The sequence below is a fragment of the Kocuria sp. CPCC 205235 genome, assembly GCF_040980905.1.
In the GTDB taxonomy this organism is placed as follows: domain Bacteria; phylum Actinomycetota; class Actinomycetes; order Actinomycetales; family Micrococcaceae; genus Kocuria; species Kocuria carniphila.
On sequence record NZ_JAVKPR010000093.1, the window covers coordinates 1 to 571 of the forward strand.

A 571-nucleotide genomic window follows, 5' to 3' on the forward strand; every position below is an offset into this window, starting at 1 on the left:
CCCGCGGGGAGTGGTTGCGGTGCACGCCCGGGTGGAGCGTCATGACCAGCCCGTCCTCGACGGCCATCCGCGCGAACTGGTAGGTCATGTTCGCCTCGAACGCGTGGGCCTCCTCCGCCGTGGCCTCGCCGCGCAGGCCCTTCTCGAACAGGCGGGCCGCCTCGGCGGGGTCCATCCGCAGGGACCGGGCGGTCAGCGTGCCGTGGTCGGCGGAGACGGCCCCGTGGTCGATGAAGTACCGCCGGCGGTTCTCCAGGGCGCGCAGGTATCCCTCGTACCCGCCGGTCCCCTCGCCGGCGGAGTCGACCAGCCGCCGGGCCTTCTCGGCGAAGCCCTGCCCGGAGAACTTGACGTACGCGTCGGGCCGGAAGGTCGGCAGCACCCGCCCGGCGAACGTCTCGTCCGCGGCCAGGCGGGCGTGCGCCTCCAGGTCGTCCAGCGGGTCGTCGGTGGTGGCCAGGACCTCCAGCCGGAAGCGGTCGAACAGCTGCCGGGGCCGGAAGGACGGGTCCTGCAGGATCTCCTGGAGCCGGTCGTAGAGCTCGTCGGCGTGCGCCTCGTCGATCAGCGC

At 73.6% G+C, this 571-nt stretch carries 1 protein-coding gene; it reads right to left on the reverse strand.

What is annotated here, in order from left to right:
• Positions 1–571: glucuronate isomerase (locus tag RF638_RS16130; RefSeq protein ID WP_368842474.1), on the reverse strand; the 571-nt coding region annotated here is incomplete at both ends.